The sequence below is a fragment of the Microbacterium sp. Marseille-Q6965 genome, assembly GCF_946151065.1.
GTDB lineage: Bacteria > Actinomycetota > Actinomycetes > Actinomycetales > Microbacteriaceae > Microbacterium.
The window spans coordinates 167253-191764 of the sequence record NZ_CAMGZA010000002.1; the positions used below are offsets into that span (position 1 = coordinate 167253).

26 protein-coding genes, 1 tRNA gene and 1 riboswitch are annotated in these 24512 nt (G+C 72.2%); of the genes, 14 read left to right on the forward strand and 13 right to left on the reverse strand.

Features of this window, described 5'->3' with window-relative positions:
• Positions 1–22: 22 nt before the first annotated feature.
• On the forward strand, positions 23–685 hold the full coding sequence (locus tag N8N77_RS07280) for a DNA alkylation repair protein (protein ID WP_261165867.1): 663 nt from the start codon (positions 23–25) through the stop codon (positions 683–685).
• 49 nt (positions 686–734) lie between these two features.
• Positions 735–1139: an SRPBCC domain-containing protein gene (locus tag N8N77_RS07285; protein ID WP_261165868.1), complete on the forward strand. Its 405-nt coding sequence runs from the start codon at positions 735–737 to the stop codon at positions 1137–1139.
• 15 nt (positions 1140–1154) lie between these two features.
• Here the strand turns inward: N8N77_RS07285 and coaBC are convergent, their stop codons facing one another.
• The gene (gene coaBC, locus N8N77_RS07290; RefSeq protein ID WP_261165870.1) at positions 1155–2399 is read right to left on the reverse strand and encodes a bifunctional phosphopantothenoylcysteine decarboxylase/phosphopantothenate--cysteine ligase CoaBC; all 1245 of its coding nucleotides are present in this window, start codon (positions 2397–2399) and stop codon (positions 1155–1157) included.
• A gap of 76 nt (positions 2400–2475) precedes the next feature.
• Between coaBC and N8N77_RS07295 the strand changes: the two genes are divergently transcribed.
• Positions 2476–3192: an NRDE family protein gene (locus N8N77_RS07295; protein WP_261165872.1), complete on the forward strand. Its 717-nt coding sequence runs from the start codon at positions 2476–2478 to the stop codon at positions 3190–3192.
• Positions 3193–3202: 10 nt separating this feature from the next.
• Here N8N77_RS07295 and N8N77_RS07300 read toward each other — a convergent pair whose 3' ends face one another.
• The 3 genes from N8N77_RS07300 to N8N77_RS07310 form a co-directional block, all read right to left on the reverse strand.
• Positions 3203–3556 (reverse strand): multidrug efflux SMR transporter, encoded by a 354-nt coding sequence (locus tag N8N77_RS07300; protein ID WP_261165873.1) that lies wholly within the window; start codon positions 3554–3556, stop codon positions 3203–3205.
• Positions 3557–3871 carry a multidrug efflux SMR transporter gene (locus tag N8N77_RS07305; RefSeq protein WP_261165875.1) on the reverse strand — a complete coding sequence of 105 codons (315 nt, stop codon included), beginning with the start codon at positions 3869–3871 and terminating at the stop codon, positions 3557–3559.
• A gap of 16 nt (positions 3872–3887) precedes the next feature.
• A riboswitch (guanidine-III (ykkC-III) riboswitch) is annotated at positions 3888–3954 on the reverse strand.
• 53 nt (positions 3955–4007) lie between these two features.
• Positions 4008–5585, reverse strand: coding sequence for an anion permease (locus N8N77_RS07310; protein ID WP_261165877.1), 1578 nt, complete (start codon positions 5583–5585; stop codon positions 4008–4010).
• 93 nt (positions 5586–5678) lie between these two features.
• On the opposite strand from N8N77_RS07310, the gene N8N77_RS07315 reads away from it, so the two are divergent.
• Genes N8N77_RS07315 through N8N77_RS07325 form a run of 3 tightly spaced genes read left to right on the forward strand, consistent with a single transcriptional unit; the run spans position 5679 to position 7380 of the window.
• Complete coding sequence (locus N8N77_RS07315; protein WP_261165878.1) at positions 5679–6317, forward strand: hypothetical protein; 639 nt, start codon at positions 5679–5681, stop codon at positions 6315–6317.
• The gene (locus N8N77_RS07320) at positions 6314–6847 is read left to right on the forward strand and encodes a DUF4352 domain-containing protein (protein ID WP_261165880.1); all 534 of its coding nucleotides are present in this window, start codon (positions 6314–6316) and stop codon (positions 6845–6847) included. Before N8N77_RS07315 ends, N8N77_RS07320 begins: the two co-directional genes overlap by 4 nt.
• A complete protein-coding gene (locus N8N77_RS07325) occupies positions 6844–7380 on the forward strand; it encodes a hypothetical protein (protein ID WP_261165882.1) in 537 nt (178 codons plus the stop codon). Before N8N77_RS07320 ends, N8N77_RS07325 begins: the two co-directional genes overlap by 4 nt.
• Here N8N77_RS07325 and N8N77_RS07330 read toward each other — a convergent pair.
• Positions 7353–8624 (reverse strand): hypothetical protein, encoded by a 1272-nt coding sequence (locus tag N8N77_RS07330; RefSeq protein ID WP_261165884.1) that lies wholly within the window; start codon positions 8622–8624, stop codon positions 7353–7355. The genes N8N77_RS07325 and N8N77_RS07330 overlap by 28 nt on opposite strands.
• A 53-nt stretch (positions 8625–8677) precedes the next feature.
• Between N8N77_RS07330 and N8N77_RS07335 the strand changes: the two genes are divergently transcribed.
• Positions 8678–8753 (forward strand) — tRNA-Arg (locus tag N8N77_RS07335).
• Between the two features lie 282 nt (positions 8754–9035).
• Here the strand turns inward: N8N77_RS07335 and N8N77_RS07340 are convergent.
• Positions 9036–9827 (reverse strand): SGNH/GDSL hydrolase family protein, encoded by a 792-nt coding sequence (locus N8N77_RS07340; RefSeq protein WP_261165886.1) that lies wholly within the window; start codon positions 9825–9827, stop codon positions 9036–9038.
• A 104-nt stretch (positions 9828–9931) separates the two neighbouring features.
• Here N8N77_RS07340 and N8N77_RS07345 point away from each other — a divergent pair, with 104 nt between their 5' ends.
• The 4 genes from N8N77_RS07345 to N8N77_RS07360 are packed head-to-tail and all read left to right on the forward strand — an operon-like array spanning position 9932 to position 14183.
• The gene (locus N8N77_RS07345; RefSeq protein ID WP_261165887.1) at positions 9932–11209 is read left to right on the forward strand and encodes a class I SAM-dependent RNA methyltransferase; all 1278 of its coding nucleotides are present in this window, start codon (positions 9932–9934) and stop codon (positions 11207–11209) included.
• Between the two features lie 58 nt (positions 11210–11267).
• Positions 11268–11924: a response regulator transcription factor gene (locus N8N77_RS07350; protein WP_261165889.1), complete on the forward strand. Its 657-nt coding sequence runs from the start codon at positions 11268–11270 to the stop codon at positions 11922–11924.
• Positions 11914–13149, forward strand: coding sequence for a sensor histidine kinase (locus N8N77_RS07355; RefSeq protein WP_261165890.1), 1236 nt, complete (start codon positions 11914–11916; stop codon positions 13147–13149). The genes N8N77_RS07350 and N8N77_RS07355 overlap by 11 nt, the downstream gene beginning before the upstream one ends.
• The gene (locus N8N77_RS07360) at positions 13146–14183 is read left to right on the forward strand and encodes a hypothetical protein (RefSeq protein ID WP_261165891.1); all 1038 of its coding nucleotides are present in this window, start codon (positions 13146–13148) and stop codon (positions 14181–14183) included. Before N8N77_RS07355 ends, N8N77_RS07360 begins: the two co-directional genes overlap by 4 nt.
• Positions 14184–14437: 254 nt before the next feature.
• Here the strand turns inward: N8N77_RS07360 and N8N77_RS07365 are convergent, their stop codons facing one another.
• The 3 genes from N8N77_RS07365 to N8N77_RS07375 form a co-directional block, all read right to left on the reverse strand.
• Entirely contained in the window at positions 14438–14668 is a 231-nt protein-coding gene (locus tag N8N77_RS07365) for an acyl-CoA carboxylase epsilon subunit (RefSeq protein ID WP_261165892.1), read from the reverse strand.
• Positions 14665–16251, reverse strand: a complete 1587-nt coding sequence (locus N8N77_RS07370) for an acyl-CoA carboxylase subunit beta (RefSeq protein ID WP_261165894.1) — start codon at positions 16249–16251, stop codon at positions 14665–14667. The genes N8N77_RS07365 and N8N77_RS07370 overlap by 4 nt, the downstream gene beginning before the upstream one ends.
• 113 nt (positions 16252–16364) lie before the next feature.
• A complete protein-coding gene (locus N8N77_RS07375) occupies positions 16365–17135 on the reverse strand; it encodes a biotin--[acetyl-CoA-carboxylase] ligase (RefSeq protein ID WP_261165896.1) in 771 nt (256 codons plus the stop codon).
• Positions 17136–17279: 144 nt separating this feature from the next.
• On the opposite strand from N8N77_RS07375, the gene N8N77_RS07380 reads away from it, so the two are divergent.
• From N8N77_RS07380 to N8N77_RS07390, 3 genes are all read left to right on the forward strand, one after another.
• Entirely contained in the window at positions 17280–17822 is a 543-nt protein-coding gene (locus N8N77_RS07380) for a PH domain-containing protein (protein ID WP_261165898.1), read from the forward strand.
• Positions 17823–17874: 52 nt separating this feature from the next.
• The gene (locus N8N77_RS07385; RefSeq protein WP_261165900.1) at positions 17875–18996 is read left to right on the forward strand and encodes a 5-(carboxyamino)imidazole ribonucleotide synthase; all 1122 of its coding nucleotides are present in this window, start codon (positions 17875–17877) and stop codon (positions 18994–18996) included.
• A gap of 242 nt (positions 18997–19238) precedes the next feature.
• Entirely contained in the window at positions 19239–20141 is a 903-nt protein-coding gene (locus N8N77_RS07390) for an aminodeoxychorismate lyase (RefSeq protein WP_261165902.1), read from the forward strand.
• A 51-nt stretch (positions 20142–20192) separates the two neighbouring features.
• Here the strand turns inward: N8N77_RS07390 and pstB are convergent, their stop codons facing one another.
• The 4 genes from pstB to N8N77_RS07410 form a co-directional block, all read right to left on the reverse strand.
• Complete coding sequence (gene pstB, locus N8N77_RS07395) at positions 20193–20972, reverse strand: phosphate ABC transporter ATP-binding protein PstB (protein WP_261165904.1); 780 nt, start codon at positions 20970–20972, stop codon at positions 20193–20195.
• A 40-nt stretch (positions 20973–21012) separates the two neighbouring features.
• The gene (gene pstA / locus N8N77_RS07400; RefSeq protein ID WP_261165905.1) at positions 21013–22113 is read right to left on the reverse strand and encodes a phosphate ABC transporter permease PstA; all 1101 of its coding nucleotides are present in this window, start codon (positions 22111–22113) and stop codon (positions 21013–21015) included.
• 1 nt (position 22114) lies between these two features.
• Positions 22115–23083, reverse strand: coding sequence for a phosphate ABC transporter permease subunit PstC (pstC, locus tag N8N77_RS07405; RefSeq protein WP_261165906.1), 969 nt, complete (start codon positions 23081–23083; stop codon positions 22115–22117).
• Positions 23084–23221: 138 nt separating this feature from the next.
• Positions 23222–24328: a phosphate ABC transporter substrate-binding protein PstS gene (locus N8N77_RS07410; protein WP_261165907.1), complete on the reverse strand. Its 1107-nt coding sequence runs from the start codon at positions 24326–24328 to the stop codon at positions 23222–23224.
• Positions 24329–24512 lie beyond the last annotated feature (184 nt).

A 24512-nucleotide genomic window follows, 5' to 3' on the forward strand; every position in this document is an offset into this window, starting at 1 on the left:
CCGGGGGCGTAACCTTGCTCGCATGACCGAGACGGTGCCCGCGCTGTTGGCCGAGCTGGAGGCACTCGAGGACCCGAAGATGCGGGCCGTGAACGAGCGTCATGGGGACGATCACGGCGTGAACCTGTCGAGGCTGCGCGCCGTCGCCAAGCGGGTGAAGACCGACCCGGAGCTCGCGCGGGAGCTGTGGGCCACGGGCGAGACGCCGGCTCGGCTGCTCGCGCTGCTCATCTCGCGCCCGACGCAGTACTCGGCCGATGAGATCGATGCGATGCTGCGCGAGGCCCGAGCGCCGAAGGTGCGCGACTGGCTGACGAACTACATCGCCAAGAAGAGCCGCCACCTCGAGCAGCTGCGGTTGCGGTGGCTTGACGACGACGACCCGCACGTGGCCGCCGCGGGGTGGGCCCTCACCGGTTTCCGCGCCCAGAAGGACGCCTCCGGGCTCGATCTCGCCGCCCTGCTCGACACGATCGAGGCCGAGATGAGGGATGCGCCGGCGCCGCTGCAGTGGGAGATGAACTCCACGCTCGCCTACATCGGCATCGCCCACCCCGGCCAGCGCGCCCGCGCCCTCGCGATCGGTGAGCGCCTGGGCGTTCTCAAGGACTACCCGACGCCCCCGAATTGCACGTCGCCCTACGCCCCCATCTGGATCACCGAGATGGTGAGCCGGCAGGGCTGAATCCGAAACCCCCTCGCGCGTCGCGCGACGTGCGGGGCAGGATGGGCGCATGGACGGTGAGCGGATGTATCGGATCGAGACCGGCGCCACCCCTCAGCGCACGTGGGCGGCCCTGACCGACCCCGTACGGGTGCGTTCCTGGTACTACGGGACATGGCCACGCACGACGTGGCAGGTCGGCAGCCCGCTCGAGTATGTGGACGAAGACGGCGAGGTGCAGCTCAGCGGCACGGTGCTCTCATATGACCCGCCGCGCTCCTTCTCCCACTCGTTCATCGCCACCTGGGGCGGCGGCCGCGAGGATCAGGGGATCCTCACCTGGACGATCGAGCCCGAGGACGGCGGCAGCCGCGTCACGCTCATCCACACCGGCGGGCACGGCGCCGAGACGGCCGAGGGGTCGAAGGAGCTCGTGGAGGCCCTGCGCGAGCACCTGCGCCAGCCCGACGCCTGACCCCCGCGACGGGGGTCACGCGCCGGCGCGCACCGCCGCGATCGCGTCGAGGACCGCCTCGGCGACCTCCCGCTTCGTCCCGCCGGCGCGGGCGACGACCTCGCCGCGCGCGTCGACGACGACCACCGCGTTGTCGGGGGTCTCAAAGCCCGCGCTCCAGCCCACGGCGTTCGCCGCGAGGAGGTCGGCTCCCTTGCGCTCCCGCTTGCGACGGGCTCGCTCGACGAGCTCCTCGTCGCTCGCGACGGTCTCGGCCGCGAAGCCCACGATCGTCTGCCCCGCCCGGCGATCGCGCGCCAGACCCGCGAGGATGTCCTCGTTCTCGACGAGACGCAGCTCGAGCCCCCCGCCGGGGGCGGAGTCCTTCGTCAGCTTCGTCTCGGACACCTCCGCCACCCGGTAATCGGCCACGGCGGCCGCCATCACCACCACGTCGGCATCGCCCGCCGCCGTGCGCACGCCCTCGCCGAGTTCGGTCGCCGTGCCCGCCGGCTGCACCTGGATGCGCGGGTGGGCATGCGCCTCGGTGAGCACGCCCTCCTCCACGTGGGCGGCGAGGAGGGTCACCTCGGCTCCGCGGTCGGCGGCCGCGAGGGCGAGCGCGACGCCCTGCCGCCCGCTGGAGCGATTGCCGATGTAGCGCACGGGATCGATCGGCTCGCGCGTGCCCCCGGCCGACACCACGACGCGCATGCCCTCCAGGTCGTTCCCCGCGGGGCCCGGGGCCACGGCGGCCGGGCGCAGCAGGCCATCGAGCTCGTCCTTGAGGCGCTCGGGCTCGACCATGCGCCCCGGGCCCGAGTCGTCCCCGGTGAGCCGTCCGCTGTCGGGGCCGACGACGCGCACGCCTCGCTTCCGCAGCGTCTCGATGTTGGCTCGCGTGGCGGGGTGCCGCCACATCTCCGTGTGCATGGCGGGCGCGACCACGACGGGCGCCGTGGTGGCCAGCAGGGTGGTCCCCAGCAGATCGTCGGCCAGGCCCGCCGCCATCTTCGCGAGAGTGTGCGCCGTTGCCGGAGCGATCACGACGAGATCGGCCGCCTGCCCGAGCGCCACGTGCCGCACGCGAGGCACGTCGTCGTGCACCGACGTCGTGACCGGGTTGCGGCTGATGGCCTCCCATGTGGGTGCCCCGACGAATCGCAGCGCGTTCTCGGTCGGGATGACGTGCACGTCATGCCCGTCGGTCACGAGCAGCCGCACCAGCTGCACCGTCTTGTACGCGGCGATGCCGCCCGTCACGCCCACGACGATCCGCATGACTCCACCCTCTCGCATCCGCGGTCCGCGCGCATCGCGAAGCCCCCGGCGGCGCGGCCTGCATAGGCTGGAGGCCGTGTGCACCGTCGTGATCCGCGTCCCGGAGGGCACGGGCGAGCCCGTGCGCATGCTCGCCGTGCGTGACGAGGACCCGGCGCGGGCGTGGGATCCGCTCGGATCCTGGTGGCCCGACCGTCCGGGAACCGTCGGGGTGCGCGACCGGCTCGCGGGCGGCGCCTGGCTCGCCGCGCGACCGGCGGACGGTCGGGTGGCGGTCATCGTGAACCGCGCCGGCGAGCCGGATCTGCCCGCGGAACGGATCGAGTCGCGCGGCGCGATCGCGCTCGACGCCGTGGCCGGCCGTGCACCGTCGGGACCGCGCACGCGCGGGTTTCACCTCGTCGAGATCGACGGCGGGGCCGCCGCGGTGACCACGTGGGACGGCGCGGAGCTGCGGCGCCGCGCGCTAGCCCCCGGTACGCACATGGTCGCCCACGATGAGCCCGACGATCCCGCCACCGCCCGCATCGCGGCGTGGCGCGACGCGTTCGCGGACGCAGCGACGGAGGGGGAGCCGTGGTGGGATGCGTGGGCGGGCGTGCTCGCCCGGTCGGCCGCGCTCGATCCGCGCGACGATCGGTCCATCATCCGAGACAACCGCCCCCACGGCTACCCGACGATGTCGCTGCTCGCATGCGTGGCGTCGGTCGCGGAGGGCGCCGCCGACGTGCGGTACGCCGAGCTCGCGCGCCCCGGCGCGTGGAACACCCTCTCCTTCGCGGCGCCGGCCTGACGGCGGCGGGTCAGCCGGTGTCGTCCGACCGGGCGTGCCGCGGCTTCTCCTGGGGGATCAGCTTCAGTCCCACGACGGAGCCGACGACGCCGAGGATGAAGACGATCTTCCACGGCGAGACGCTCTCGGCGCCCGTGGCCATGGCGTAGGCGACCGTGAGGGTGGCGCCGACGCCGACCCACACGGGATAGGCGGTGCCGATCGGGATCTGCTTCGCGGCGTAGCCGAGCCCGAGCATGCTGAGGGTGAGGGCGACGAGGAAGACCACCGTCGGGGTGGTGTGCCTCAGCCCGTCCGAAAGCCCAAGGGCCGTCGCCCACACGGCCTCGGCGACGGCGCTGAGGAGCAGGACGAACCACGCCACTCAGCTCACCGCCTTCAGCCCGACGATCGAGGTGACGAGCAGCACGAGCAGGAGCACGCGGGCGACGCCGGCCCGCTCGCGCTTGGTGACGATCGCCCACGCGACCGTGAGCGTCGCCCCGACGCCCACCCACACGGCATACGCCGTGCCCGTGGGAAGCGATGTCATCGCCCATGCCAGCCCGGCCATGCTGGCGGTCATCGAGAGGGCGAAGAGGACGGTGGGCTTCCACTTGCGGAAGCCCTCGGACGCCGACAACGCGGAGGCCCAGACGGCCTCGAGCATGCCGGAGAGGATCAAGACGAGCCACGCCATGGCGTGCACCACTCCTTCCGTGGCCGTCTTGTCGTGATGCGGGTACAGCTCCCTCGTCCGCAGGATCCGGATCGGATCCCGCTCCCACCGTAGCAACGACGCCGCCCCGCCCCGTCCGCGCTCCAGAGGCCGGCGTTCATCCGAACGGCGGCGCGGCCCCCTCCCAGAGGCCCAGCAGCGCCATCCATGCCCCGCCCGCAAGCGTCCAGATGAGGATCACGACGATCGACATGATGAAGCCCGTGCGGAACCACTCGCCCACCTTGACGTAGCCCGAGCCGTAGATGACGCCGGAGGGGCCGGAGGCATAGTGCGAAAGCGCACCGAAGAGGTTGCCGATGAAGCCGAAGACGAGCGCGGCGAAGAGCGGCGGGGCGCCGGCGGCGACGGCGGCGCCCAGGAAGACCCCGTACATGGCCACGATCTGCGCGGTATTGGAGGCGAAGAGGTAGTGCGCGTAGAAGTACACCAGGGTGAGGATCGCGAAGGCCACCAGCCACGGCATGCCGCCGACGAGGCCGCTGACGACCTCGCCGATCCATCCGATGACTCCGAGCCGGTTGAGGTGCTCGGCCATGCCGACGAGCACCGCGAAGAAGATGAAGGTGTTCCACGCCGAGGCGTTGCGCGCCATGTCCTTCCACGTCAGCACGCGCGTGACGAGCATGACGGCGATGCCGACGAAGGCCGCCGTGGTGGCATCGAGCTGAAGGCGTGTGCCGAGGGCGGCGTTGAGCGCCGTCGAGAGGGCCGGCCCGAAGATCCAGAGCACGAGCAGCAGCACGAAGGTGAAGATCATCACCGTCTCGCCGAAGGACAGCCGGCCCATCTGCGCCAGCTCATCCCGCGCCATCCGCGGCGCCTCGGGCGTGGCCCTCGTCGTCGGGGCGTAGATCTTCGACATCACCCAGGGCACGGCAAGCAGACTCAGCGCCCCGGGCACGAGCGCCGCGAGGGCCCATCCGCCCCACGTCACGTCGATGCCCAGTGCCGCCGCCTGCGACACCGCCTGCGGGTTGCCCGCCATGGCGGTGATGAACATGGCGCTCGTGATCGTGTTGACGATCGCGGCCGTGAACGTCAGATACGCGCCGACCTTCGTGCGCGACTCGTCGGACTCCGGGGTGGACCCCTGCACCTCCGCGATCGATCGGATGATGGGGTACACGACGCCGCCGGCGCGCGCGGTGTTCGACGGGGTGGCGGGGGCGAGGGCGAGGTCGGTGGCCGCCATGCCGTACGCGATGCCGAGCGGCGTCCTGCCGAGCACGCGGATGAACAGCAGCGCGATGCGCCGACCGAGCCCGGTGAGCAGGAAGCCGTCGGAGATGAAGAACGCCGCGACGATGAGCAGGACGGTGGTGTTGGCGAACCCCGCCAGCGCCTCGATCGGAAGGCTGGCCGTGCCGCCGCCCGCCACATCCACCCGCACCGGCGTCATGCCCATGGCGCCGGTGATCATGGCGGCGGCCAGGCCGACGAGCGACACCGCCGGGGTGGGCAGCGGCTGCAGGATGAGTCCGACGATCGTGGCGACGAAGATGCCGAGCATCAGCATGCCCCGCTCGTCGACACCCTCCGGCGTGGGCGCCAGGGCGATCGCGACGGCCAGCGCCAGCATCACGCCGAACTTCCACAGGATCGCCGCGGTCCCCCGGCTCCGGGCGCTCTCGGCGCTCGGCTCGGCCCGCGCGGGACGCTCGCTGGGGCGCATGACGCCTCCTTCCGAGGGCGGCGGGCCGAATGCCGCGAGCGTAGCGCCGGGGCGGGATCCGGCGTAAGCCCCCGGCTTCCGTAGGCTGGGGGTGTGACGAGGGGGAGCGGGGGACGCGCCGGCGCGGCGCTGGCGCGCGTGCCGCGCCCGGTCTGGATCGCCGCCGCGATCCTGGTGACGGTGGTGGCCGCCGTGGCGGCGCTGGGCGGTTTCGCCACGGCCGACGCGCGGGTACGCCCGCAGTGGCCGGCGGGGGAGCCGCACGATCACGGTCAGGTCGTCGCGACGATCCACGACTACACCGTCACGACCTCCGACGCCTCGTCCCTTCCCGAGGGCGCGTCGGCGTGGCTCGTGGTCCGTGCCACGGTCGTGTCGGTCGACGCCGCGACCCTCGTGTTCCCCCGGCAGATCGTCGAGCTGCCCGCCGGGCTCGCGCTCGGCGGCGACGACGACCCCGCCCCGGACGCCACCTCCGTCATCGCGCTCGATGACGGGCGGCGCTCGCCGCAGTTGCACCCGGGTCTGCCCGTCGAGATCGCCTATCTCTGGCCGCTCGCCGATGCCGCCGACGCCCCCGCCGACCGGCTGGAGGTCGAGGCGCTCGAGACCCGCTGGATCTACAGCCCGTCCGCGGACGAGTGGCACTGGGGCGATATCGCCCCGGTGGCCCGCATGACGATCCCCTACACCGATCGCGTCCCCGCCGTCCTGGAAGGCGACGACGAATGAGGTCTCGCGTCACCGTGGCGCTGCTTGCCGTCGCCGTGGTCGGAGGCGGGCTGCTCGCGGATCGGATCGATACGGATCTGCCTGTCGATCGGCCGATCGTGCTGCCCGGCGGCGAGGGATCCGTCGTGCCGATCGGCCAGGGCACCGTCACGGTGCACGGCGCCGCGGCCGCCGAGAGCGTCGAGGTCGACGGCGAGCGCCTCGAGACGCGCGGCCGGTGGATCGTCGTCGAGGTCTCGCTGCAGGGGCGCTCGGGCCCCATCGACGATCTCTCCTGGTGGCTCGAGGACACCGCCGGCCGCCGGTTCGAGGCGACGGATCGCGTGGACGTCGACCTGCCGCAGGCGCAGCCCGGCATGTCGTTGCGCGGGCCCGTCGTCTTCGAGGTGGCCCCGGATGTGGAGCTCTCGGAGGCGACGATCGTGATGACCGTGGACCGCTACCGGCAGGAGACGGCGATCCGCGTGCCGATCGAGCAGGAGGAGAGCGTGCTGACGGTCACGCAGCCGGAGCGGGAGGAGCTCCCGTGAGGCGCCCGCTCTCGGTCGCGCTCACCGGGCTCGGGCTCGTCGCCGCGCTCGCGGCGACGACCTGGATCGCCGCCGAGGACGCCCGGGAGGGGTACTTCGCCACCGAGCCGCGCGTGGCCGTCGCACCCGGCGCGGACGGCTGGGCGACGATCGGTGAATCGTCCGTCCGCCTGGCGTCGCTCTCCCGGGAGCACGTCGTGACGGACGAGTACGGCGCGGTATGGGTCGCGCCGGACGGGTACGCCGCCTGGCGGCTGGTGATCGACGTCGAGACGAGCGCGGGCGACGCCGTGTCCTGCGCGCCGCGGGTCGTCGACGCGGCGGGACGGGTCTTCACGCCCGTCGACGGCGATGCCGTGGACCTGACCGGGTGGAACGCCGCCGAGCTGGACTGCGGCGTGCAGGACGATCCGCGGCTCGAGACGCTGTTCGTGCTGCCCGACGACGCCGAGCCCGCTCGGGTCGAGATCGTCGACCCGCTCGGTTGGACCTTCTCGCCCGAGTTCTACCGCTTCGAGCTGACGGATCGGTAACCCGGCGCCGGCAGGCGGAGCGCGGGCGCGGCGCCCAACCCGCGCAACAGGGCGTCGACGGCCGAGGCGACCAGCGCGAGGGTGAGCACCCGCTGCACGACGGTGCCGAGCACGTCGAGGGGCGCGTCCCACGCGAACCAGACCGCATTGGGCTGCCAGGCGAGCAGCGCCCGGGCCAGCTCGCCGAGCACCCAGCCCGCACGGTCGGCGACGAGGAAGGCCAGGCAGAACACGAGCACGGGCGCCCAGCCGGCGCGCAGCACGAGGATCACCGCACCGACCGCGCCGCCGAATCGGCGCTCCGGGTCGGTGGCGAGGTCGAGCGCCCGGTCGATCCAGATCTCCCGCACCTGGCCGACGATGCGAGCCGCGCGCGCCTTGAGACCGGCCGCGGTGATGAGGGGGCGCGCCTGCGCGCCGTAGATCAGCGTGCCGAGCGCGAGCCACGCCAGCGGCACCACGAAACCGATGATGGCCGCGGCAGCGACGGCGAGGGCGGCGGTCCAGAGCCCCTCGAGCGTGCCGGCGAGGGCGGGCACGTGCAGCTCGACGCTGAGCCACCAGCGGTCCAGGGCGGCGCCGAGGCGGGTGGAGTGCCACCAGTCGCCGAACCCCAGTGTGCCCTCGCGGACGATCGTGGCGCTGAGGAAGATCCACACGACCTCGGCATATCCGACCACGAGGCGCAGCACGGCGCGGGTGCGCTCCCGGTCCGCCGGCAGCCGGCGCACCACGAGGGTGAGCCCTCGCGCGATGCCGAACGCCACGGCGGCCGTCGCGAGCACGTCGAACGTCGTGTTGCCGGCCAGACGCGATGTCACGTCGCCCTCGCCGTCGATCACGCTGTACGCGACGCCGATACCCATGGTCAGGGTGTCCTCGTAGAGGAAGCCGTAGTGCTCGTAGATGACGAGGAAGGGAAGGATCACGGCGGCGCTGGCGATCAGCAGGTCGGAGAGCGGCCGTCCGCTCGATGCGCGCGTGCGCATCACGAGGAGGGCGCCCACGATGGTGACCAACTGGACGAAGACCACCAGCGACATCACCAGCCGGCCGAGGACGCCCGAGATGAGCGACGCGTCCACCGCCCACAGCAGCAGATAGTGGCGCGAGATCACGCCAGCGAGCGCGAGCAGGAGGAGCGCGGCCCCGTGGTGCGCGATGAGCCGCCCCGCGTCGGCGATGACGCGCCAGCCGGCGAGGAGCACCCCTTCCGGGCGGGTCTCCACGGCGCGCGTGCTCATCCGCTCCAGGGTATCGGGACGGAAGCACCCTCCCCGGCTGGTATTCTCGTTGAGCCTCCATAGCTCAGGGGATAGAGCGTTGGTTTCCGGTACCAAAGGTCGCAGGTTCGAATCCTGTTGGGGGCGCCAAGACAGAAGGACCCGCCCGTGAGGGTGGGTCCTTCTGTCTTGTATGGGTTTCAACAGCCGGGTACCCGCGGCGCGAGAGGCTCCGCGCGTCGCGGAGCGGCGGGTGGAGGCGCCGTGGGTCGTGGGGGCGCCAAGACAGAAGGACCCGCCCGTGAGGGTGGGTCCTTCTGTCTTGTATGGGTTTCAACAGCCGGGTACCCGCGGCGCGAGAGGCTCCGCGCGTCGCGGAGCGGCGGGTGGAGGCGCCGTGGGTCGTGGGGGCGCCGACCCGGCGGCGGCGCCTCATTCGCCGGTGAGCGGCTCCGGCTGCTCGTCGACGGCCTCGACCGTGATGGGCGGCGCGTACGGCCGCACGGCGGCCGCCACCTTCTCGGCGAGGTAGGCGTGGCCGGCGTCGGAGGGGTGGTTCGCGCCGCGCTCTGAGGTGTCGATCACCTCGAGGTAGTTCTCGTCCGTGATCCAGTTCTCGCCGATGGGCGAGACGTACGGCCAGCCGCGCTGGGCGGCGAGGTCGGCGAGGTCCCGGTCGATCCGCGCCGTCGCGGGCTCCACCGGCAGCACCTGCGGTGCGGGGCCGAGGACCACGATCCGCGCCTCCGGGTAGGTCGCGGCGAGGGCATCCCACGCGTCAGAGGCCGCCTCTCGATAGCCGGTGGCGGGCAGACGACGGTCGTTGATCGAGCCCTGCACGACGACGACATCGGGGTCGAGCGCGGGGTCGAGGGCGGCGATGCGCTCGCCGAAGGTGGTGCCGTACCAGCCCTTCTTGAGGTAGCCGCTGCCGGGCTCGCCGTCGATGACCATGTCCCATCCCGCCACGCTCGCCAGGCGGTGCGCGTAGCCCAGCTCGGGGCGGGTGGCCGCGGCGCCGTAGGTCCACGAGTCCCCGAGCACGAGCACGCGCGCGGCGGCGTCCTGACCGGCCTCGACGAAGACCGACTCGGCGGCGACGGGCTTGGCCTCGCTCGGGGCGGTGCGCGGCCGCGTGACGATGAGGGTGGCCGCGAGCACGACGGTGGCCACGGCGGCGAGCAGGACGAGCACCGTGCGGATCGGGTGGGCCTCGGGGCGCATGGGGTCGAGGATAGGCGCTCGACGCGTCGGTCGCGTGACCGGGCTGTCACGGAGCCGTAACGGTCGCTCAGGCGCCGGTGATGCGCGGATGGGACGATGGACGCATGGAACCGGGAGAGCTTGTCGAGCTGGAGATCACGGGCGTTGCCCACGGCGGCGTCTTCGTGGCGCGCCACGGCGCCGGGGGCGATGGCCCCGGCCGCGTGGTGTTCGTCTCGGACACGGCGCCCGGCGAGCGCGTGCGAGCCCAGGTCACCGAGGTCAAGAAGTCGTTCGCGCGCGCCGTGACGACCGAGGTGCTCGAGGCCTCGCCCGACCGCGTGCCGCATGTGTGGCCGCAGGCCGACGTCACGGTGGCCGCCGACGAGCGACCGGGCGGCGCCGACCTCGGCCACCTGGCGCTGTCGGCGCAGCGTGAGCTCAAGGCGCGTGTGCTGCGTGAGGCGTTCGAGCGCTTCGCGGGGCTCGAGATCGATGTGCCGGTGCGCGGACCGGAGGCGGTGCTCGGCGCCGACCACGCCGACGCCGCCGCGACCCTCGACGGCACCGGCTACCGCACGCGGCTCAGTCTGCACGTCGACGACGACGGCCGGATCGGGCCGTACGCCGCGCGCTCGCACCGCGTCATCGAGGTGGACGAGCACCCGCTGGCGTCCCCACGCGTGGCGGAGGTCGCCCTCGCGGTGCGCAAGGCGCCCCCGGGTCGCCTCGACCTCGTGCTGCCCGCCGACGGTGTCGTGCGCACCATCCGCCGCCCCGCCCGGAAGGACCGGCGCGCGCCGCGCCCGGAGCCCGAGGTGGTCGCCGAGTTCGTCGGCGAGCGCGAGTTCCATGTCGACGCGGGCGGGTTCTGGCAGGTGCACCGCGCCGCCGCCGCCACGCTCGACCGCGCCGTGCGCGACGCGCTCGGCGAGCTGTCGAGCGACGCCTGGCACCTCGACCTCTACGGGGGAGTCGGCCTGTTCGCCGCCGCGCTCGGCGAGCTGGCCGGCCCCGCACGGATCACGACCGTCGAGGCGGACGAGCGCGCCTCGGCGCACGCCGAGGACAACGTCGCCGATCTCGGCGTCGAGGCGGTGAACATGCGCGTGGACCGCTTCCTGTCGCGCCTCGACGCCCAGGCGAGCCTCCTCGACCGCGAGATGCTCACCCGCGGCGTGACGCTGCTCGACCCCCCGCGTTCGGGAGCGGGGCGCGAGGTGGTCGGTCGCGTGGCGGACCTCGGTCCGTCGCGGATCGCCTACGTCGCGTGCGATCCCGTCGCGCTCGCGCGCGACGTGGGCTGGTTCCGGGAGCTGGGGTACGAGCTGGCCTCTCTGGACGCCTTCGACCTGTTCCCGCACTCGCACCACGTCGAGGCGGTCGCCGTCCTCGCACGCTGAGAGGACCGGCGGACCGGCGGCACGCGGGTGGCGCCGGCGGATGTCATAGGCTTCGAACATGATCCGCGTGGCCCTCGTGGACGATCACGAGTCCGTCCGCCTCGGACTGGAGGCGGCGATCCGCCGTGCCGATCAGGAGGTCGTGTTCAGCGGCGCGACCGTGTCGGAGTATCTCGCCCGTCGCACCGCCGAGGGCTGGCCCTCGCCCGACGTCGTGCTGCTGGACCTCACCCTCGGCGACGGGACCACCGTGACCGAGAACGTCGTGCGGCTGGCGGTCGATTCGGCCGTCATCATCCACTCCGTCGCGGATCGTCCCGCGGCCGTGCGTGAGGCGCTCGCCGCCGGGGCGGTCGGGGTGGTCAGCAAGTCGTCGCCCATCGACGAGGTGATCGACGCGATCGGCGCGGCCGCGCGCGGCGAACCCCTCAACAACGTGGAGTGGGCCAGCGCCGTGGAGGGCGACCGCGCATTCGCCGATGCGCAGCTGTCCAGCCGCGAGCGCGAGGTGCTGCGGCTGTACGCCGCGGGCCTGCCGCTGAAGGTCGTCGCCGACCGGCTGGGGGTGGCGTACTCGACGGCGAAGGAGAACATCACGCGGGTGCGCGTGAAGTACACCGAGGTGGGGCGGCCCGCTCCGACGAAGGTGGATCTCCTCAAGCGCGCCATGGAGGACGGGCTGGTCGATCCGGCCGGGGAACCCGGTGCCCGATAGCCAGAGCGTCGTCGAGGAGGCCTGGCGGCACGTCCCGCAGGTGTCGTCCTCCCGTGAGACGCCCGGACGCTTCACGCGCGCGCGCTTCGAGCGCATCCTGCAGGTGCTCACCGGCATCGCCGGGGCGGTGCAGGGCACGCAGGCGCTCATCGTCGAGCTGACCGACGACGTCCCCAACGAGCCGCTGCTGCTCGCGGCGTTCTACGTGCCCCTCGCGGTCATGATCGCCGCCTGCCTGTCGGGGTTCGGCGCCTGCGCCGCGGCCGGGGCCTTCGCGCTGCTGTTCCCCGTCGTGCTCGTCGTCTGGGCGCTGACGGACGCGACGGTCTCCGATCCGCCCGTTCAGCCCGCGCCGTTCTACCTGCTCACCGTCGCCTCGGCGGCGGGGGTCGTCGTCTTCCCGCTGAGGTGGCAGATCGTGCTGGTCGGCGGACTGCACTGGCTGTACGCGAACATCCGCCTCATCCGCGGCGGGTGGTCGGTCGAGGCGTGGGAGTCGACGCTTTACGACGTCTCCATCGCCCTGCTGCTGGCCGTCCTCGTGGTGGTGCTCGCATGGATGTACCGCGGCATCGCCGGCGGGGTGGACGAGGCGCGGGCCCAGGTGGTCGAGACCTTCACGGCGGCCAGCGTGGCGGAGGCCGCCGAGAGCGAGCGCGTGGAGATCGCGGCGCTCATGCACGACAGCGTGCTCGCGGCGCTGCTGGCGGCCGAGCGCGCCGACACGCCCCGCGCCCGCGAACTGGCGGTGGCGATGGCGAGGGAGGCGCTGAGCCGGCTCGCGAACGCCGAGAACGACGACCCGGAGGGCAGCGACGAGGAGGTTCCCGCGGAGTGGATCGCCGCCGAGCTGGAGCGCCGCGCGGCGGAGCTCGGCATCGAGCTCCGCGTGGCACGCACGATCGCGGGTGACGCGATGCCGATCCCGGGGCGTCCCGCGCGCGCCATCACCCTCGCAGCGACGCAGGCGCTGGCGAACGCCGTGCAGCACGCCGACGCCGTCGGGCTTGCCGTGGGGCTGCGTGCCGACGCGAACGGCGCGGAGGCGTGGGTCGAGGACGAGGGACCCGGGGTCGACTTCGATGCCATCGCGGCCGACCGCCTCGGCATCCGGGGATCCATCATCGCCCGCATGTCCGCCGTGGGCGGCAGCGCCGACATCCGCACCGGACCGCACGGCACGACGGTGACCGTGTCCTGGCAGCGCGAGGAGGGATCGTCGTGACGGTCCGTCGGGTGCTCTACGGGCTCGTCTTCGCCGTGACGGCGTACTTCCTGCTCCGCGGGGCCATCTGGATCCCGCAATCGCCGTCGCCGGCGCTGCAGTCCGTCGCGGTGGCCATCTGGCTGAGCGCGGCGCTCGTCGCGCTGCTCGCGCCGGGCGCAGCACCGCGGCGTCCGGGCGGTGCGGATCCGGTGTATCCCCGACCGCTGCCCTTTCCCGTGACGAGCGCCGTGCTGGGGATGTGCGCGCTGACCGCGCCGCTGTCGTTTCTCGCCAGCGGCGAGCGCATCGACAACCTCGCGGCGGCCGGCGTCTTCGGGGCGGTCGGCATGGTGCTCACGATCATCTGCGTGCGCCGGCGACCGCTGTTCGCCTGGGCGGGGATCGTCGTGCTGGCGGTGGAGGCGGTGCAGGCGATGGACATCGCGCTCGTGCTGCAGCGCGGGTTGCTCGGTTCCATGCTGTGGGTCGCCCTCGCGCAGCTGCTGATGTGGTTCACCGACCGCGCATATCGCGACACCGCCCGGCTGGCGAGGCTGCAGCAGGCGTCGTCCGCCTGGCAGGCGGCGCAGGAGGCGCGCCGCTTCGAGCGGCGACAGCGCGTGCAGTTCGCGCTGCTCGTGGCCGGCCCCGTGCTGACGCGCGTGATCGAGACCGGCGGGTCGTTGGACGACACGGAACGGCTACGGGCGCGCCTGGCGGAGGGAACCCTGCGCGACGAGATGCGCGCCCCGCGCCTGCTCGACGACGAGGTGCGCCTCGCGATCCGTGGCGTGCGCGAGCGCGGCGGAGCGCTGACGATCCTCGACGAGAACCTTCTCGACGACCTGACCGAGGCGCAGCTGCAGCGCGTGCGGTCGGAGCTGGCGGCCACGCTGCGCGGCACCGATGCGGCACGGATCATCGTGCGCACGTCGGCCGACCCGGAGGTGGCCGTGACGGTGGTGGGGCGTCGTGCCGCGGGCTCCGGCCTCTCGGAGGACGATGCCGTGGAACTGTGGCGGGAGATCCGGCGCGAGGTCCGGACGGAATAAGAGGGGCCCGGGGCGGCGATGCCGCCCCGGGCCAGTTGCGGACCGGTTACCCGAAAACCGTCCGCGGGAGCCGGTCTGCGTCGCCTACCCTGGGGCGCCGCACCGGCGAACGCTCTTGCGTTTCCATAAGAAGTATCCCGAGCCGCGAGCCGGGCCGTCTGTAGGAACTTTGGGGGACATCCGCGCAACTACGCGGGCAGACTCCCCATCGGGTGTCGGGCGGGTGCCCAGAAACTCCCCGGGTCTCTACTCGGTCAGCCCGAGAAGCGGCCCCACCGGGCGCCGAGCGCCGGCGACCGGCGAAGGCGCCGCGAGCGCGTCCACGCCGCGTGCGCGGGCTCGGCGGTGGTCGCCTCGTCCGCCTCCTGACGATACGCCGCCGGGATCACCGCCGCCAGTGCCGCGATGTCGAGGTCGTCCGGCCGCCCGCGCACGACCTCCACCCGGGGCAGCGCGACCGCCTCGGTCTCGAGCGGATCGGTCACAGCGGGATGTTCCCGTGCTTCTTGGGCGGCAGCTCGGCCCGCTTGTTGCGGAGCGAGCGCAGCGCCTTGGCGACCGCCACCCGGGTCTGCGCCGGCTCGATGATGCCGTCGAGCTCGCCTCGCTCCGCGGCGAGGAAGGGGGAGGCGACGTTGTACGTGTACTCGTTGGCGAGGCGCGCCCGCACGGCGGCGACGTCCTCGCCCGCCTCCTCGGCGCGCTTGAGCTCGCCGCGGTACAGGATGTTCACCGCGCCCTGGCCGCCCATCACGGCGATCTCGGCGGTGGGCCACGCGAGATTGATGTCGGCGCCGAGCTGCTTGGACCCCATCACGATGTACGCGCCACCGTAGGCCTTGCGCAGGATGATCGTCACGAGCGGCACCGTGGCCTCGGCGTAGGCGTAGAGCAGCTTCGCCCCGCGGCGGATGACGCCGGTCCACTCCTGGTCGGTGCCCGGCAGATAGCCGGGCACGTCCACGAGCGTGACGATCGGAACCGAGAACGCGTCGCAGAAGCGCATGAACCGGGCGGCCTTCTCGCCCGCGTCGATGTTGAGGGTCCCGGCCATCTGCGAGGGCTGATTCGCGATCACGCCCACCGTGCGGCCCTCGACCCGGCCGAAGCCCACGACGATGTTCGGGGCGAACAGCGGCTGCACCTCGAGGAACTCCCCGCCGTCCACGACGCGGGAGATGACCTCGTGGATGTCGTACGGCTGGTTGGGCGAGTCGGGCACGATGCGGTTGAGTGCGCGATCGGAGTCGGTGGTCTCGAACTCGAAGCCGGCCTCGTACACGGGCGGGTCCGACATGTTGTTGTCGGGCAGGAAGCCCAGCAGCGTGCGCGCGTAATCGAGCGCGTCGTCCTCGTCCTCGGCCAGGTAGTGCGCCACTCCCGAACGGGTGTTGTGCGTGTAGCCGCCGCCGAGCTCCTCCATGCCGACGTCCTCACCCGTGACGGTACGGATGACGTCGGGGCCCGTGACGAACATCTGGCTCGTCTTGTCGACCATGATCACGAAGTCGGTGAGCGCGGGGGAGTACACGGCTCCGCCCGCGGCGGGGCCCATGATGATCGAGATCTGCGGGATCACGCCGGAAGCGGCCGTGTTGAGCCGGAAGATCTCGCCGTACTTGCCCAGTGCGACGACGCCCTCCTGGATGCGCGCGCCTCCGGAGTCGAGGATGCCGATGATCGGCATGCCGCCGCGCAGCGCGAACTCCATGATCTTGACGATCTTCTCGCCGGCGACCTCGCCGAGCGATCCGCCGAAGGTGGAGAAGTCCTGCGCGTAGACGGCGACGTTGCGGCCGTGGATCGTGCCCGTGCCCGTGACGACGGAGTCGCCGTACGGCCGTGCCTTGTCCATGCCGAAGGCGGTGGTGCGGTGGCGCACGTACTCGTCGAACTCCACGAAGCTGCCGGGATCGACGAGCAGCTCGATGCGCTCGCGCGCCGTCATCTTGCCCTTGGCGTGCTGCTTCTCGCGCGCCTTCTCCTCCGACTCGGTCACGGCCTCCGCGTAGCGGGCGCGGAGGTCGGCGATCTTGCCGGCGGTCGTCGAGAGATCGGGTTCGGTCACTGTTCCACCCTAACGACGGCCTTCGCCGCGCCCTTGGCGGCCACACACAATGCCTGCCGGGATCCTGTGTCCAGGGCGGACAGGAGCATCGCCCGCCCGGTGGCGCGCGAGCCTCACACGGGGCGGACGTGCACGACGTCGCCCGCCGAGACCGCCAGCGCGCCGTCTGCGGTGCGCACGACGAGCCGCCCCGCCGGGTCGAGCGCCTCGGCGCGGCCGCGCGCGACGGATCCGTCCGGCAGCGACACGGCCACCTCCTGGCCGAGCGTGACGCACGCGCGGGAGACGACGGCGTGCGCACCCGAGGCGACGGCATCTCCGTGCGCCGCGCCCAGGCTGGTCAGCGCTTCCGCGAGGTGCCGGACGTAGTCGGCGAGCAGCCGGTCGTCGTCGCACGTCGCCCCGAGGGCCGCGAACGACGTGGCGGTCGGGACGGGTAGCTCTGCGGGGGTCATCGCCGTGTTGATGCCCGACCCCACCACCACCAGTGCGGGATCGGCGGTGCCCTCGGCGAGGATCCCGCAGATCTTGCGGCCGTCTACGAGCACGTCGTTCGGCCACTTCGCGCCCACCCCGCGCCCCGGCAGCTGCGCGGCCACGGCCGACGCCATGGCCGCGCCGGCGAGCAGCGGGATCCACCCCCGCGCGGGAAGCGGGATCGCGTCGACCCGCAGCGCCACCGAGACAGCGAGCGAGGCGCCCGGCGGCGCCTGCCACACCCGGTCCAGGCGGCCCCGGCCCGCGCGCTGGTCGCGCGTGAGCAGCACGCTGAGGTGCCCGGCCTCGCCCCGCCCTGCGGTCGCGACGAGGTCCGCGTTCGTCGACCCCGCAGACGCGACCTCGACGATCCGTGCGCCCGCCGCCTCGGCCCTCTCCCATGCCATGTCGGCCAGCGTACGCCCGGGGTCGGACCGGTCGCGGTCGGCCCAGGCGCGGTGCGGCACGCACGAGGAGGTCGGCGCCTGCCGATCCGAGTCGCGTCAGAGATTCGCGCGTCGGGTGTCGCCGGCAGGCGGCAGACTGGAGCAATGACCATCGCCGGACGCGTCGACACTCCGCCGCCGGGCGTGCCTGCGCCCGAGGAGCTCGTGGTGGCACGCCTACGCCGCTCCGCGCGCCGGCTGTTCTGGTCGGCCCTGCTCGTCATCGCCGTCGCCGGGGCGACGGGCTATCTGTGGGGGAACCTGCCGGAGCCGTTCGAGGACTGGATGCTCGCCGCGGCGGCCGGCGCGCTCGTGCTGCTCGGCGCGGTCGTCCCCTGGATCGCGTGGCTCTCGCACCGCTACACCATCACCACGAGACGGGTGATTTCCGCCGGGGGGCTCTTCTCCCGCTCCCGCGCCGAGCTCACCCACGCCCGCGGCTACGCCATCAACACCCGCCGGGGGCCGCTGCAGCGGCTGTGGGGCACGGGAACGCTCACCCTCGCCGATGGCATGGAGGGCCGGATCGTGCTGGCCGACATCCCGAACCCGCGGCTGGTGGCCGAGGTGCTGACGGATCAGATCGAGGTGAACCAGATCCTCGCGCACCGCGACGCCGTGCAGACGGGATCCACTCCCGGTCTGTGACGGCGTGCGACCGCCCGCGGTGAGAGGATGGGAACCGACGATCGGAGGAAGCATGTCGCTGCGTGTCGGCGTGATCGGCGGGGGCCAGCTGGCCCGGATGATGATCGCCCCGGCGGTCGAGATGGGGATCGACCTGCGGGTGCTCGCGGAGACGGAGGGCATGGCCGCACGGCTGGCCGCCACCGCGGTCGGCGACTACCGCGACGAGGCAGCCGTGCTCGCCTTCGCGCGCGAGGTCGACGTGATCACCTTCGACCACGAGCACGTGCCGCAACCGGTGTTGCGCGCCCTCGTGGACGCAGGGGTCAGCGTGCACCCGGGCCCCGACGCCCTGCAGTATGCCCAGGACAAGCTGGCGATGCGCGCGCGCCTGGCCGAGCTGGGAGCGCCGCAGCCGGACTGGGCCGCGGTGCGCGACGAGGCCGAGTTGCAGGCGTTCCTCGACGACCACGGCGGCCGAGCCGTCGTCAAGACCCCGCGCGGCGGCTACGACGGCAAGGGCGTGCGCGTGATCTCGAACGCCGATGAGGCCGCCGACTGGCTTGCCGACACGGCGGGGGAGCCGATCCTCGTCGAGGAACTCGTCTCGTTCGCGCGCGAGCTGGCGCAGCAGGTAGCACGCCGGCCCTCGGGGCAGATGGTCACCTACCCCGTCGTGGAGACCGTGCAGCGCGACGGCGTGTGCAGCGAGGTCTTCGCCCCGGCGCCGCGCGCCTCCGAGCGGCTCATGGAAGTCGCCGCCCGGCTCTCGACGCAGATCGCGGAGGGGCTCGGCGTGACCGGGATGCTCGCCGTCGAGCTCTTCGAGACCGACGACGAGCGGATCCTCGTGAACGAGCTGGCGATGCGGCCCCACAACAGCGGGCACTGGACGCAGGACGGCGCCGTGACGAGCCAGTTCGAGCAGCACCTGCGCGCCGTGCTCGACCTGCCGCTGGGCGATCCGTCGCCCGTCGCGGAGGCGGCCGTGATGGTGAACATCCTGGGCGGCCCGCAGGGCGCCCAGATGACCGACCGGATCGCCGTGGCGATCGCCGACCACCCGACGGCGAGGATCCACACGTACGGCAAGGAGCCCCGCCCCGGGCGCAAGGTGGGGCACGTCAACGCCGTCGGCGAGCTGGACGAGGCGGCCTACATCGCGCGGGCCGCGGCCGCGCACTTCCTCACCTGACGCGGTTCGTCAGCCCGTCGCACCCCCCCCCCCGTTGCCGTCCGCGTCGGTCGCGGCGGTGCCGTGCAAAAGATCTCGGCCGGCCGGAATACCTCCCGGCGTCGGCCGTTAGACTGGAATGGCCGGGCCGCAGCAAACCCCGGGCTCCAACATCTGCCGCTTCGAGCGGACCACGCGCCGAGAGGCGTTTCTGCGGCTCGGTTCACCCCCTTCCTCGCCAGCGCGACCCGTAGGCTCGAACCATGACGTTCCGCCTTGCGTACCTCATCGACACCCTGCCGGCGGAAGACCCGCGCACCGACTTCGCCGGGACGTTCGCGCCGATCGATCCCGACGCGCCCGCGCTGAGCGTCAGCGACCTGAGCTCGAACCGCGGTGATGGCATCTTCGAATCGATCGCGGTCGTCGACGGACATCCGCAGGAGACAGGCCCCCACCTGGACCGCCTCGCCCACTCGGCGCGTCTCACCGATCTGCCGGTGCCGAACCTCGCCCAGCTGCGCGCGGTGGTCGAGCACGCGGCGGCGCAGTGCCCGCCGGGGGAGTACACCGTCCGGCTGCTGATGAGCCGCGGCGTGCAGCACGGCGGCCCCGGCCAAGGCATCCACGGTCCGACGGCGTGGCTCACCGCCGCCCAGGCTCCCGACAGCACCGCCGCCCGCGAGCGCGGCATCCGCGTCGTCACGCTCGATCGCGGCTACGACAGCGGAGCCGCGGCACGGGCACCGTGGCTCCTGCTGGGCGCCAAGACCCTCTCGTATGCCGTGAACATGGCGGCGCTGCGCGAGGCGAAGCGCCGCGGCGCGGACGACGCCGTCTTCGTCACGAGCGACGGCTACGTGCTCGAGGCGCCGACCGCCACGGTCATCATCCGCCGCGGCGACGCGTTCCTCACGCCCGAGCCGACCGGCGGCATCCTGCAGGGCACGACCCAGCTGAGCGCCTTCGATTGGCTCGAGGAGAACGGCCACCCCACCGGGTACGAGCACGTCCCCGTCGCCGCGCTCCATGACGCCGACGCGGCGTGGCTCGTCTCGAGCACGCGCCTGGCCGCGCCCATCACGCACGTCGACGGCCGTGAGCTGCCGGTGGACCGGGACCTCACGGCCGCCCTGAACGCCTATCTGCTCGGTCCGCGGGACTGAGCGCCGGGTACCGCTGCGGGCGCGTCGGCTTGCCGCCGCGCCCGCGAGGCCTCACCCGAAGCGACCCGAGACGTAGTCCTCGGTGGCCTGCACCGAGGGGGTGGTGAAGATCTTCGTCGTCTCGTCGTACTCGATGAGCTTGCCGGGCTTGCCCGTGCCGGCGATGTTGAAGAACGCGGTCTTGTCGCTCACGCGCGAGGCCTGCTGCATGTTGTGCGTCACGATGACGACCGTGTAGTCGTTCTTCAGCTCGGCGATCAGCTCCTCGATGGCGAACGTCGAGATGGGGTCGAGGGCCGAGCAGGGCTCGTCCATGAGGATCACGTCGGGCGATACCGCGATGGCGCGGGCGATGCACAGGCGCTGCTGCTGACCGCCGGAGAGGCCCGAGCCCGGCTTGTCGAGCCGGTCCTTGACCTCGTTCCAGAGGTTCGCGCCCCGCAGCGACTTCTCCACGAGGTCGTCCTGGTCGCTCTTCGACATGCGGCGGTTGTTGAGCAGCACGCCTGCCAGCACGTTCTCGCGGATCGACATGGTGGGGAACGGGTTGGGGCGCTGGAACACCATGCCCACCTGGCGGCGCACGAGCACCGGGTCGACGCCGGCGCCGTAGAGGTTCTTGCCGTCGATGAGCACCTCGCCCTCCACGCGGGCGCCGGGGATGACCTCGTGCATGCGGTTCAGGGTGCGCAGGAAGGTCGACTTGCCGCAGCCCGACGGCCCGATGAACGCGGTCACGGTGCGGGGCTGGATGTCGATGGACACGCCCTCCACGGCCAGGAAGTCGCCGTAGTAGACGTTGAGGTCGTTGACTTCGATGCTCTTGGACATCTTCGGGTTCTCTCTCTCAGCGGGAAGCTCGGGCGACGGCTCAGCGGCCGGTCATCTTGGGGGCGAAGATCTTCGCGATCAGGCGGGCGACGAGGTTCAGCACCATGACGATCAGGATGAGCGTGAGCGCCGAGGCCCAGGCCCTCTCGATGAACGCCTCCGGCGGCAGGCCGGGGTACTTCGCCTGCATGTACGAGAACACCGGCAGCGTCGCCATCTGGCCGCCGAACATGTTGAGGTTCATGCCCTGCACCATGCCGACCGTGAGCAGCAGCGGCGCCGTCTCGCCGATCACGCGCGCGACGGCGAGCATGACCGACGTGGTGATGCCCGCGATGGCGGTGGGAAGGACGACCTTGACGATCGTGAGCCACTTGGGCACGCCGAGCGCGTACGCGGCCTCGCGCAGCTCGTTCGGGACGATGCGCAGCAGCTCCTCGGAGCCGCGCACGACGACCGGGATCATGAGGACCGACAGGGCGAGCGAGCCCATGATGCCCATGCGGGTGCCCGGGCCGACGATGATCGCGAACACCGAGTAGATGAACAGACCGGCGACGATCGAGGGGATGCCGGTCATCACGTCGACGAGGAAGGTGATGCCGCGCGCCAGCTTCTTGCCCTGGCCGTATTCCACGAGGTAGATCGACGTCATGAGGCCGATCGGCACGGAGATGATCGTCGCGCCGAGCGTGATGAGCAGCGTGCCGTAGATGGCGTGGACGGCGCCGCCGCCCTCGCCCACGATGTTGCGCATCGAGAAGCTGAAGAACTCGCCGTCGAAGCGGGCCAGACCGTTGACGACGACGGTGAACAGCAGCGAGACCAGCGGCAGCAGCGCGATCACGAACGCCGTCGACACCAGGGCGGTCATGAGACGGTCCGTCGCGTGGCGACGGCTCTCGGCGACCGACGAGATCACGAAGATCAGGGCCATGTAGATGACCATGCCCACGACGAGCGTCATGGCGATGTTGAAGTCGGCGGGATCGCCGCCGATGTTCAGCAGCGCGAACACGACCGCCGAGACGGCGAACGATCCGGCGAGCAGCGCCCACGGCGTCCAGGTGGGAAGGTGGCCGGCGGTCAGGCTCCGCGGCGGGGCCACCGTGGTGGCCGGGGGCGTGGCGATGGTGGTCATGTCAGTTGGCTCCCGAGAACTCGGCGCGGCGCGAGACGACCCAGCGAGCCACGAAGTTGACGGCGAAGGTCACGATGAACAGGATCAGACCCGCCGCAATGAGCGTGTTCACGCCCTCGTCGTGCGCCTCGGGGAAGCGCAGCGCGATGATCGCGGGGATCGTGGTGGGGTTCTCGGGGTTGAGCAGGTTGAAGGTGACGATGCCGAGGGGCGAGAGAACGAGCGTGACCGCCATCGTCTCGCCGAGCGCACGACCGAGGCCGAGCATCGCGCCCGAGATCATGCCGCTGCGGGCGAAGGGCAGCACCGCCATGCGCACCATCTCCCAGCGCGTGGCGCCGAGGGCGAGCGCCGCCTCCTCGTGAAGCTTGGGGGTCTGCAGGAAGACCTCGCGGCAGATGGCGGTCATGATCGGCAGGATCATCACCGCCAGCACCAGCGACGCCGTCAGGATGGTCTTGCCGGTGCCCGACGGGGTGCCCGAGAAGATCGGGATCCAGCCGAGGTTCTCGTTCAGCCAGCGGTAGAAGGGCACGAGCATGGGCGCGAAGGTCAGCGCGCCCCAGAGCCCGAAGACGACCGACGGCACGGCGGCCAGAAGGTCGATGATGTAACCGAGCACGCCCGCCAGTCGGCGCGGCGCGTAGTGCGAGATGAACAGTGCGATCCCGATGGCGAGCGGTGCGGCGATGACGAGCGCGATGGCGCTGGACCACAGGGTGCCGAAGACGAACGGCCACACCCAGGAGAGGAACGGCTGGCCCTCGAGGATGTGGTTGCCCGAGGTGTCGCCCCGGAAGGCGGGGATCGCCTGAACGATGAGGAAGAGCGCGACGAGCGCGAGCGTGACGAGGATGATGATGCCCGCCGCCAGCGCCGTACCCGAGAAGATCCTGTCGCCGGGCCGCATCACGGGCTTCGGCGGAGCGGACGAGGGGGCGTCGGCGGGCCCCGTCGTGGTGGTGGTCATCGGAGCGGCTCCTCGGATGCTCTGAGTCGGGCGGAAGGTGTTCGGTTATCGCGCGGCGGTGCCCCCGCGCCCTTCCCGCAGGAGGGATCCCACGGGAAGGAGCGCGAGGGCACCGTTGCGGTCAAGCGATCCGTCGGATCACTCGGTGACGATGGCGTCGATCGCGGTCATGACCTGCTCGCGCAGGCCCTCCGAGATCGGGGCGTTGCCGGCGACCTCGGAAGCGGCCTCCTGGCCCTCGGCCGACGCGACGTACTCGAAGTAGGCCTTGACGAGCGTCGCGACCTCCGGGTCCTCGTACTCGACGCAGCCGATGAGGTAGCTCACCAGGGCGATCGGGTAGGAGCCGGCGGGAGCGGCGGCGGGGTCGACGGCGAACGCGAGGTCCTGGGGCTCGCGGCCCTCCTCGAGCGGCGAGGCCTCGACCAGGGCCGACGCGGCCTCGGCCGAGTACGCCACGTACTCGCCCTCGACCTCGACGGCCACCTGGCCCAGGTCGCCGGCCTGCGAGGCGTCGGCGAAGCCGATGTAGCCCGCACCCTCGGTGATGGCGCTCACGACACCCGAGGTGCCGTCAGCGGCCTCGCCGCCGAGGTCGGACGGCCACTCGTCGCTGGCCTCCCAGGTCCACACGTCGGGAGCCGTCGACTGCAGGTACGTGGTGAAGGTCTCCTGCGTGCCCGAGGCGTCGGCGCGGTGCACCGGGACGATGGGCTGGTCGGGCAGCTCGGCGTCGGGGTTCTGCTCGGCGATGGCCGGGTCGTTCCAGTTGGTGATCTGGCCGGCGAAGATGCCCGCGATGGTCGCGGCGTCGAGGTTCAGCGTGTCGATGCCCTCGAGGTTGAAGGCGACGGCGACGGGGGAGATGTAGACGGGGATCTCGACGATCGAGTCCGAGGCGCACGAGCCGAAGCCGCCCGCGGCCAGCTCCTCGGCGTTGTACGCGCGGTCGGAGCCGATGAAGTTCGACGAGCCGGCGAGGAAGTTCTCGCGGCCGGTGCCCGAACCGGTCGAGGTGTAGTTGACGGTGGCGTCGGCGTGGATGCCCTGGAAGCCGGCGACCCAGGCCTGCTGAGCGGCCTCCTGCGACGACGCTCCCGTCGCCTCGATGGTGCCGGTGAGCGACTCCTCGCCGCCGTTCGCGTTCGCGTTGTCCGCGGGCGCCTCGTTCGCGGCGCAGCCGACGAGCGACAGAGCGGCGACCGCGCCGAGGGCGGCGATGCTCGAGAAACGGGTGATCTTCACTGTGTATCCGTTCGATCGGTGATCAGGGTTGCCCCTCGGGACTTCGGGGCACACCGAGACGCTAGGACCGCGTGCTTAAGAGACTGCGGTCTGCAGGTGAACGGAAGGTGAACAACCCTTGGCGCGGTGCCCGCGGCCGTGATCTCGGCGTGATCTTCGCCCGCCGCCCCGTGGCGCAGGAGCA